Below are 9,246 nucleotides of genomic sequence, written 5' to 3' on the forward strand. Positions count from 1 at the left end.
CTCATCGCACCGCACCCGCCCCACCGACCCCGGAGGCAACCCCATGACCCCCGCCACCAGCAGCCTGCCGAAAGCGCACCAGACGATGATCCTGGCGCACCGTGCGATGCTGACCGATCTCGACCGCATCGCCCGCACCGCCGCCGGGCTCGCCGAGCGCCCGGACGCGGAACGCACCCGGCACCTCAAGGCGTACGCCGCCCGGATCACCGAGCTGATCGAGCACCACCACCAGGGCGAGGACGACATCCTGTGGCCGGTCCTCAAGGAGCGGGGCGCGGAACCGGCGGCGCTGGAACTGCTGGAGGAGGAGCACCACGCGCTGGAGGAGCGGATGGCGGAGCTGTCCACCGCCATCGGGAACCTGGCGCCCGACGGGTCCGGCGCCCACGCCCTGGAGAAGGCGGCGCGCGCCACGCACGACCTGCTGCGTGTGCACACCGCCGACGAGGAGCGGGAGCTGATCGGGCGGCTGGCTCCGGCCCTGGACGCGCGGTTGTGGAAGCGGTTCGAGCGCGGGATGGTGAAGTCCGCGGGCAAGTGGACGCTGTCGTTCATGCCGCCGTGGCTGTCGTCGGTGGCGACCGACGCGGAGCGCTCGGGTGTGCCGGCGCCGCCGGTGGCGTGGTTGATGCGTGGCCGGCTGGACCGGCAGCAGGAGGCGGCGTTCGGCTCCCACCGCTGACACGTGAGCCGGTGACGTGACCCGGTGACGCCGCGCCCCGGCGCCCCGGTGGCCGGCCCCCGTGGCGGCGGGCCGGGCACCGGAAGCGCAGCCGTTCAGGGCCGGGCGAGGGGGCCCGACCGGTAGAGGTCGGTGCGCCGGTCGGCCAGGGGCTGGTTGAACGGGTTGTGGTGACGGGCCGGGCGGCTGCCGATCAGGTCGACCTCGGCGAGCAGCAGTTCGTCGGCCACCGGTCCGGCGGGGCCGGCCAGCGGCCAGCCCTCCGGTCCGGCGATCAGCGAGCGTCCGATGAACTCCTGGCCGCGTTCGGTGCCGGTCCGGCTGATCCCGGCCACGTACATCTGGTTGCTGTGCGCGCCGGTCATGCAGAGCATGTCGGCCATGACCGGCACGGTGTCCGGCTGCCCGGGCACCGGGACCCAGTTGGCGGGCAGCGCGAGGAGGTCGGCGCCGGCCAGCGCCGCGCTGCGGAACGTCTCGGGGAACCAGGCGTCGTAGCAGATCCCGACGGCGATCTCGCCGAGCGGTGTGGAGAAGACGGGGAGTCCGTCGTCCTGGCGGTCGTAGATCCGCTGTTCGTCGTTCCACAGATGGGCCTTGCGGTAGGTCCCGGCGTGCCCGTGGGGGCCGACGAGCACCGCGGAGTTGTACAGCCGCTCCCCCGCGCGTTCGGTCACACCGCCGACGATCCACAGCCCGAGTTCGGCGGCCAGCGCGCTCCAGGCGCGGTGGACGGAGCCGCCGGGGAACGGTTCCGCGTACCGTTCGGCCTCGGCGCGGTCGTCGAAGACGTAGCCGGCGGACGCCGCCTCGGGGAGCACCACCAGCCGTGCCCCGGCCGCGGCGGCCTCCCGGATCCAGTGTTCGGAGAGGTCGATGTTGGCCGCCACCTCGCCGATACGGGGCGCGTACTGGGCGCCGGCCAGGACGAAGGCGGTCATGAGTCGGCCCGCACGGCGAGGTACTTGACGTCGAGGTACTCGTCGATGCCCTGGAAGCCGCCCTCCCGTCCGAGGCCGGACTGCTTGACACCGCCGAACGGCGCGGCGGGGTTGGAGATGATGCCCTGGTTGAGGCCGACCATGCCCGCCTCCAGCCGTTCGGCGACGCGCAGCCCGCGGCCGAGCCCTTCAGTGAACAGGTAGGCCGCCAGGCCGTGTTCGGAGTCGTTGGCGAGGGTGAGCGCCTCCGCCTCGGTGTCGAAGACGGCCAGCGGGGCGACGGGGCCGAAGATCTCCTCGCGCAGGGTGCGGGCCGCCGCCGGGACGCCGGCGAGCACGGTCGGCGCGTAGAAGTGCCCGGCATCCGCGTCCGGGGGGCCGCCGCCGGTCAGCACTGTGGCACCGTGCGCGACGGCGTCCTGGACCAGCGCGTCGACCGACTTCACGGCGGCGGCGTCGATCAGCGGGCCGACGCGGACGTCCGGGTCGAGTCCGTGGCCGACCCTCAGCTCGCCCAGCCGTTCCGCCAGGCGACGGCCGAACTCCTCGGCGACCGGCCGCTGGACGTAGAAGCGGTTGGCGGCGGTGCACGCCTCGCCCACGTTGCGCATCTTCGCCTGGACCGCGCCCTCGACGGCGGCGTCGAGGTCGGCGTCGTCGAAGACCAGGAACGGCGCGTTGCCGCCCAGTTCCATGGAGGTGCGCAGCACCCGGGCGGCGGACTGGCGCAGCAGCAGCCGGCCGACCTCGGTGGAGCCGGTGAAGGAGAGCTTGCGCAACCGGTCGTCGGAGAGCAGGCGTTCGGTGACGGGGCCGGACCGCGAGGTGGTGAAGACGTTGACCACACCGCGCGGCAGACCGGCCTCGCGCAGGATCTCCACCAGAGCCAGCATGGACAGCGGGGTCTGCCGGGCGGGCTTGACGACGACGGTGCACCCGGCGGCCAGCGCGGGGCCGATCTTGCGGGTGCCCATCGCCATCGGGAAGTTCCACGGGGTGACCAGCAGGCAGGGGCCGACCGGCTGGCGCATCACCACGACCCGGGAGCCGCCGCCGGGAGCGGTGAGGTAGCCGCCGTCGATCCGCACGGCCTCCTCGGCGAACCAGCGCAGGAACTCGGCGGCGTAGCGGACCTCGGCCTGCGACTCGGCGAACGGCTTGCCCATCTCCAGCGTCATGACGGCGGCGAGTTCGTCGGTGCGCGCGAGCAGCGCCTCGTAGCCCCGGCGCAGCAGTTCACCGCGCTCGCGCGGGGCGGTGGCGGCCCAGCCGGCCTGGGCCCGGGCGGCGGCGTCCAGGGCGTCGAGGGCGTCGGCCTCGGTGGCGTCGGCGACTTCGGCGAACGCGGTCCCGGTGGCCGGGTCCTCGACGGGGAGGGTGGCGCCGCCGGTGGCCTCCCGCCACTCGCCGTCGATGAACAGGCCGCCGGGCAGGGCGGTGGCGGCTCGAGTGGCGGCGGCGATGCGGTCCAGTGGTGCGGACATCTGCGGGTCCTCCTGTGGTGTCGGTTCCGGGGTGCCGGTGCGCCGGCCCGGACACGGGCCGGCGCGTGGCCGGCCGCGGCCGGGCGGCGGGCGCGGCCGGGCGGCGGGCGCCGCGGGGTGGGCGCGCGTCCGGCGGGCGGGAACCCCGGCGGACCCCGTCAGGTGAGGGCGCTGGGCAGTTCCAGGCCGGTGACGCTCAGCAGTTCGGTGAGCTGCCGCGCGGCGGTGGTCACCTGCTGGGCGACCTCCGTGATGCGCGGGCGGGTGAGGCGGTAGGTGGGGCCGCCGATCCAGACGGCGTAGGTGGTCGACTCGTTGATCCGGACCGGGGCGGCCACCGACGCCGCTCCGACCTCCAGTTCGTCGTAGGCGACGGCGTAACCGGTCTCCCGGACGCCCTCCATCGACGCCATGAACGCGTCGAAGCCGCCGATGGCCTCGGGGGCGTTGTTCTCGAACTCCTCGGCGAAGTCCTTGCGGGCGCGCTCGGGTTCGAGGGCGCTCAGCAGGATCTTGCCGGTGGAGGTGGCCCAGACGGGCTGGGTACGGGGCACGGGCTTGAGGGTCTGCCCGATGAGGGAGGGGCCGGCCGACTGGGCGACCACCATGACTCCGGGCGGCAGCAGGACGTCGAAGCCCGCTGTCTCACCCGTGGCCTTGGCGAGGTCACGCAGTACGTCCCGCATGTGGCCGTAGGCGCCGCCGCCGTCCAGCAGTCCGCCGACGATCGACAGCAGACCGAGGGAGACACGGTAGCGGCGGGTGACGGGGTCCAGTGTCAGCCAGCTCTCGCGTTCCAGGACGGTGAGCACCCGGTAGCAGGTCGCCTTGGGGATACCGGACTCGCGTGCGACCTCGCTCAGGCCCACGCCCTCGGGGTGCGCCGCGACTGTCCGCAGCAGCCAGATCGTCCTGCGGACCAGTCCGGCTTCGCTCGCTGCCATGAATCCTCCGTCTGTGTGACTTCCGGGCCGGGTAGGGCCCGACCATCCTGACAGGACGGCGCCCCGCCGGTGTCCCGCGGCGATTTCCGGCCGCCGCGGGCCACGGGTGGATGGGTGGGGTCAGTTGCCCCCGGGGGTGACGGTGACGTCCTCGGCCTCGAACGATTCGCCGGTGAGGTCGCTGTCGCCCTCGGCGGCCAGTTCGTCGTTGGCGCGCTGGGAGAGGTCGGTGCGGTACGCCTCCTCGCCGTGGCGTTCGGTCAGCACACCGCCGTCGTAGGAGATGTCGATGGTCTTCTCCCAGGCGTCGGCGTTCATCATGCCGACGCCGTCCGGCGAGGGCCAGATCAGCTTGTTGACCTCGTTGAGCATCCAGGTCTGGTGGCCGCGCCCGAGGGCGCTGCCGTTCTTGAGGACGATGTCGACGCAGCCCTCCAGGTCGTCCCGGCAGTGTTCCCAGCCCTGGTAGGTGGCCTTGAGGAACTGGACCGCGATGTCCTGGTTGGCCTCGTCCTCCAGCCAGTCGCCGCGGGCGTAGATGCCGTCCTCCAGCACCTCGTAGCCCTCGTCCTGGATGTTGATGGCGACGAAGTCCTCCGGCTGGTACAGCTCGCCGGTCTCGGGGTTGGTGGACTCCAGCAGCTGCGCGTACTCGTTGTAGGTCTTCGCCTGGGCGGCGTCCACCTCGCGCTTGAGCAGCAGCGACATGTCGAAGGGCTGCTGGATGATCTCGGTGTCCTTGGCTGGGTTGACCCCGGCGCCGTTCATCGCGGCGTACAGGGCCAGTTCGTTGCCGTAGCCCCAGCTGCCGACCCGCTTGCCCTTGAGGTCGGCCAGGGTCTCGATGCCGGAGTCCGCCCAGGCGACCTGGAGGTAGGCGCCGCGCTGGAAGACCTGGCCGATGTTGACGAGGTCGGCGCCCTGTTCGCGGGTGGCCATCGTCTTGGTGACGTGGGTGACGGCGAACTCGGCGTTGCCGGCGGAGAGGACCTGCTGGGGGACGATGTTGACTCCGCCCTCCTGGATCGTCACCTTCAGACACTGCTCGGCGTACAGGCCCTGGTCCTGGGCGGCGTAGTAGCCGGCGAACTGGGCCTGGGCGACCCACTGCAGGACGACGCGGACCTCGGTGACGGACTCGCAGTGGTCGGAGTCGGCGGCCGACCCGGATCCGGAGGCGGAGCCGCCGCCGGAGGACATGTCGCCGCAGCCGGCGAGCAGGAAGGTGCCGACGACGGCGCCAGCCGCCAGGCGGGTGCCGGTGCGCCGGGCCAGGGAGTCGAGGGTGGTGCCGGTTCGGTGGGTTGCTCGCATGTCGTGCTCCACGAAGGGAAGAGAGGGGTACCGGGGTGTGGGGCGGTGCTCGGCTGGCGGCGGTGCGGGTGCGGGTGCGAGGGTTCGCGGCCGGCCGGGCGGTGACGGGCGGCCACGGTCAGGGAGTCAGTCGGACTCCTCGTGCAGGGAGGCGTGCCAGGGCATCAGCAGCCGTTCCAGGAGGGTGACGGCTCCGAACATCAGCAGTCCGAGCGCTCCGGAGACGAAGATCCCGGCCCAGGCGTAGTCGAACCGGGGCAGCGCCGCCTGGCTGGCGATGTAGACGCCCAGCGCCTGGGCGGGCCCGCCGAAGTACTCGCTGACGATGACGCCGATGACGGCGAGGGTCGAGCCCAGCTTCAGTGCGTTGAACACGTACGGCAGGGCGTTGGGGAAGCGGACGCCGAAGGCCACCTGACGCGGCCGGGCCGCCAGCGACTCCATGATCTCCAGATGCAGCGGGGTGACCTGGAGCAGTCCCCGGGTGGTGTTGACCAGCACCGGGAAGAAGACCATGACGGCCGCCACCCCGGCTTTGGACATCACGTTGGTGACGCCGAACCAGTTGTTGAAGATCGGTGCCAGCGCCACGATCGGCGCGCAGTTGAGCAGCACCGCCGCGCTGAGCACGGGGGCGGAGACCGAGGCGAAGCGGCTCAGCAGCAGCGAGACGGCGACTCCGGCGACCGCTCCCAGCAGCAGCCCGAGCAGCACCGCCGTCACGGTGACGTGGAACGCGGCCATGATGGTGCCGACGTCGTCGAAGAACGCGGTGACGATCGTGGTGGGTGTCGGCAGGACGAAGCTGGGGATGTCGAAGACGGCGACGGCCAGTTGCCAGGAGCCGAGCAGCAGCAGCGCGGTGACGGCGACCGGCAGCGCCTGCTTGCGGTAGCGGGCGGGCAGCAGCGCGAGGAGCCGGGCGCCGCGCCCGGTGGCGGCGGGTGCGGGGGCGGTGGCGGCGCTCATGCCGGGGCCTGCTCGCTCTCGGCGGCGTGCAGCACCTGCCGGACCTCCTTGACCTTGGCGAAGAACTCCGGGGTCGTGCGGGTCTCGGCGACCCGCGGGTAGGGCAGGTCCACGTCGATGGAGGCGGCGATCCGGCCGGGCCGCGCGGACATGACCACCACGCGCGAGGAGAGGAAGACCGCCTCGGAGATGGAGTGGGTCACGAAGACGACGGTGGTGCGCACGTCCGTCCAGATGCGCAGCAGTTCGCCCTGGAGGCGCTCGCGGTTCATCTCGTCCAGGGCGCCCAGCGGCTCGTCCATGAAGAGGATGGAGGGGTCGGCGGAGAGGGCGCGGGCGATGGCGACGCGCTGCTGCATGCCGCCGGAGAGCTGCCACGGGAAGTGCTTCGCGAACTCCCCGAGACGCACCAGCTCCAGCATCTCCAGCGCCTTGGCCCGCCGCTGGTCCTTCGGGGCGCCGGCGACCTGGAGCGGCAGCTCCACGTTGCGCTGGACGCTGCGCCAGTCGAAGAGTCCGGCCTGCTGGAAGACCATGCCGTAGTCACGGTCGGCACGGGCGGCCCGCGGCGTCTTGCCGTTGACGGTGACCTCGCCCTGGGAGGGGGAGGTGAGGTCCGCCAGTACCCGCAGCAGGGTCGACTTGCCGCAGCCGCTGGGGCCGAGGAGGGAGACGAACTCCCCGGGGCCGATGTCCAGGTTGATGTCCTGCAACGCGGTCACGGCGCGGTCGGTGTGACCGTTGAACACCTTGTGGACGTCGCGGACGGAGATGATGGCGGGCTCACCCATGGGTGCCTCCCGGTCGGGTCGCGGAGTGGACGTGGTCTGCGGGAATGCGGCGCGGGGGCCGGCGCCGTCAGGGCGCTGGGGCGCGTTCACCGGGTCGGCCTGTTGCGGAGGGCGAGGCGCTCGGCCACGGCGAGCGCCTGGACGAAGACGATGCCGGTGAGGGCGGCGATGAGCACCGCGGCGTAGAGCTTCTCGGGCCCGTTGGAGTAGTAGTAGGCGAAGGTCAGGATGGAGCGGCCGATGCCCCGTCCGGTTCCCGCCGACAGCTCGCCGACGATGGCGCCGACGACGCTGGCGGTGGCGGCAAGCCGCAGCCCGGCGAAGAGGAACGGGAGCGCGGCGGGCAGCCGCAGCCACAGCAGTGTCTGCCGGCGGCCGGCCCCGACGCTGCGCATGAACTCCAGCTGGGTGGCAGGGGGCGATTTCAGGCCACGCAGGGTGTTGATGGTGACCGGGAAGAAGGCCAGGTAGGCGGCGATGGCGGCCACGGCGATCCAGGCGGGCGCGTCTGCCTTGCCCGCCCAGATGACGATCATCGGGGCGATGGCGACCAGCGGCACCGTCTGGGAGGCGACCAGCCACGGCATCAGGCCGCGGCTGACCGGGGCGACGTGCAGGAAGAGCACGGCGAGTGCCAGCCCCAGCAGGGCGCCGGCGGTCAGTCCGTACAGCGCCTCCCGCAGGGTCACGGTGGTCTCGCCGACCAGGTACATCCCCAGCGAGACACTGTCACCGGAGCTGGCGGGCTCACCGAGCGCCCCGATGATCGAGGACAGGTGCGGCATCGAGAGGTCGTCGGTCGAGACCGGGAAACCGAGGCCGATCAGGGGGATGCGGTCCCCCAGCGCCTGGCCGAGGGCCTTGTAGCCCTCCCAGATCCCGGCGAGCAGGGCGATGACCAGCACCACCCCGAAGGCGTTGGCCAGCCGGCCGCGGGCCGCCCGGGCCCGTTCACCGGAGGGCCGGCCGCCGGCGGCGGACTTCCCCCCGGGGGGCCGGGCGCCGTCGCGGGGCGCGGCGGCTCCCGGCGTAGCGGGAATGTTGGTCACAGTCATGGTCAGGCACTCTCCGAATCCTTCGGAAGCCTTCGTCGGCGGGGGCCGCTTCGCGCGTCCGCCGTCACCACCGGACCCGTATCGGATCACTGAGTGAACTGGTGGTTCACGCTAGGCTTCACGTGTTCCACCGTCAACGGTTTGGCCGAAGCTGCTCTGTTAAGATCTGGAAACGTGTGATCGAGGTGGTCCCGTTCGTCGGTGAACGGGGCCTTCTTTGTGTTCCGGGGCGCCGTCGGGCGGTGTGTCAGGCGCCCTGTGGGGCCGGTGCCGTCCGCCGGGCGGAGGGTCGGTGCAGCCCGTCGTGGGCCCGTGCCACCGCCTCCCGATCCGCGGGTACCGCGCCGTAGGTCGTGGTGCGCATCCGGGCCGGACGTCCGGCCGCTGCGGCCATCGCCTCCAGCTCCGAGACGCTCCGGGCACTGCCCTGACCGGAGCCGGCCATCCTGGAGATGGTCTCCTCCATGAGCGTGCCGCCGAGGTCGTTGGCACCGCCGCGCAGGATGTCCGTCACGGTGGCCGGCGCCAGTTTGACCCAGCTGGTCTGGATGTTCGCGATCCTGCCGTGCAGCAGGACGCGCGCCATCGCGTGCACCGCCCGGTTCTCCCGGACGGTCGGTCCCGGCCGGGCGATCCCGGCCAGGTAGACCGGGGAGTTGGTGTGGACGAAGGGCAGCAGCACGAACTCGGTGAAGCCGCCGGTCTCCTCCTGGAGCCGTCCGATCAGCCGCAGGTGGGCCACCCAGTGGGCGGGATGGTCGACATGGCCGTACATCATCGTGGCGGTGGTCGGCATCCCCAGCCGGTGGGCGGTGGTGACCACCTCGGTCCACGCCGCCGTGGGCAGCTTGCCCTTGGTGAGCACCCACCGCACCTCGTCGTCGAGGATCTCGGCGGCGGTGCCGGGCAGCGAGTCCACGCCCGCCTCCCGGGCCCCGGTCAGCCACTCCTCCACGGAGAGGTTCATCCGGGTCGCGCCGTTCATCACCTCCATCGGTGAGAACGCGTGCAGATGGATGCCGGGCGCCCGGCATCCATCTGCACGCGTTCTCACCGATGGAGG

General features: G+C 72.3%; 8 protein-coding genes and 1 pseudogene. 1 reads left to right on the plus strand and 8 read right to left on the minus strand.

What is annotated here, in order from left to right:
* The coding region (locus E0D90_RS19705; protein WP_307721159.1) for a hemerythrin domain-containing protein at positions 1–685 on the plus strand (685 nt) is incomplete at its 5' end.
* A gap of 95 nt (positions 686–780) precedes the next feature.
* On the opposite strand, the gene E0D90_RS19710 is transcribed toward E0D90_RS19705, so the two are convergent.
* From E0D90_RS19710 to fbiC, 8 genes and pseudogenes are all read right to left on the minus strand, one after another.
* Positions 781–1,626: a nitrilase-related carbon-nitrogen hydrolase gene (locus tag E0D90_RS19710; protein WP_130799466.1), complete on the minus strand. Its 846-nt coding sequence runs from the start codon at positions 1,624–1,626 to the stop codon at positions 781–783.
* The gene (locus E0D90_RS19715) at positions 1,623–3,110 is read right to left on the minus strand and encodes an NAD-dependent succinate-semialdehyde dehydrogenase (RefSeq protein WP_130799467.1); all 1,488 of its coding nucleotides are present in this window, start codon (positions 3,108–3,110) and stop codon (positions 1,623–1,625) included. Before E0D90_RS19715 ends, E0D90_RS19710 begins: the two co-directional genes overlap by 4 nt.
* A gap of 158 nt (positions 3,111–3,268) precedes the next feature.
* The gene (locus E0D90_RS19720; RefSeq protein WP_103504297.1) at positions 3,269–4,054 is read right to left on the minus strand and encodes an IclR family transcriptional regulator; all 786 of its coding nucleotides are present in this window, start codon (positions 4,052–4,054) and stop codon (positions 3,269–3,271) included.
* A gap of 120 nt (positions 4,055–4,174) precedes the next feature.
* Complete coding sequence (locus E0D90_RS19725; RefSeq protein ID WP_130799468.1) at positions 4,175–5,368, minus strand: ABC transporter substrate-binding protein; 1,194 nt, start codon at positions 5,366–5,368, stop codon at positions 4,175–4,177.
* A gap of 126 nt (positions 5,369–5,494) precedes the next feature.
* The gene (locus E0D90_RS19730) at positions 5,495–6,337 is read right to left on the minus strand and encodes an ABC transporter permease (RefSeq protein ID WP_130799469.1); all 843 of its coding nucleotides are present in this window, start codon (positions 6,335–6,337) and stop codon (positions 5,495–5,497) included.
* Positions 6,334–7,128, minus strand: a complete 795-nt coding sequence (locus E0D90_RS19735; RefSeq protein ID WP_130799470.1) for an ABC transporter ATP-binding protein — start codon at positions 7,126–7,128, stop codon at positions 6,334–6,336. Before E0D90_RS19735 ends, E0D90_RS19730 begins: the two co-directional genes overlap by 4 nt.
* An 86-nt stretch (positions 7,129–7,214) precedes the next feature.
* On the minus strand, positions 7,215–8,183 hold the full coding sequence (locus tag E0D90_RS19740; RefSeq protein WP_103504293.1) for an ABC transporter permease: 969 nt from the start codon (positions 8,181–8,183) through the stop codon (positions 7,215–7,217).
* A 247-nt stretch (positions 8,184–8,430) separates the two neighbouring features.
* Positions 8,431–9,246, minus strand: a pseudogene (gene fbiC, locus E0D90_RS19745) (7,8-didemethyl-8-hydroxy-5-deazariboflavin synthase); the annotation flags it as partial.

Origin of the sequence: Streptomyces otsuchiensis, from assembly GCF_004305975.1 — a bacterium.
Classification (GTDB): Bacteria; Actinomycetota; Actinomycetes; order Streptomycetales; family Streptomycetaceae; genus Streptomyces; species Streptomyces otsuchiensis.

Excerpts from the sequence above, each read along its gene's own strand:
- E0D90_RS19735 (WP_130799470.1), bottom strand. The coding sequence starts at position 7,128 with ATGGGTGAGCCCGCCATCATCTCCGTCCGCGACGTCCACAAGGTGTTC.
- E0D90_RS19725 (WP_130799468.1), bottom strand. The coding sequence starts at position 5,368 with ATGCGAGCAACCCACCGAACCGGCACCACCCTCGACTCCCTGGCCCGG.
- E0D90_RS19715 (WP_130799467.1), bottom strand. The coding sequence starts at position 3,110 with ATGTCCGCACCACTGGACCGCATCGCCGCCGCCACTCGAGCCGCCACC.
- E0D90_RS19740 (WP_103504293.1), bottom strand. The coding sequence starts at position 8,183 with ATGACTGTGACCAACATTCCCGCTACGCCGGGAGCCGCCGCGCCCCGC.
- E0D90_RS19720 (WP_103504297.1), bottom strand. The coding sequence starts at position 4,054 with ATGGCAGCGAGCGAAGCCGGACTGGTCCGCAGGACGATCTGGCTGCTG.
- E0D90_RS19730 (WP_130799469.1), bottom strand. The coding sequence starts at position 6,337 with ATGAGCGCCGCCACCGCCCCCGCACCCGCCGCCACCGGGCGCGGCGCC.
- E0D90_RS19710 (WP_130799466.1), bottom strand. The coding sequence starts at position 1,626 with ATGACCGCCTTCGTCCTGGCCGGCGCCCAGTACGCGCCCCGTATCGGC.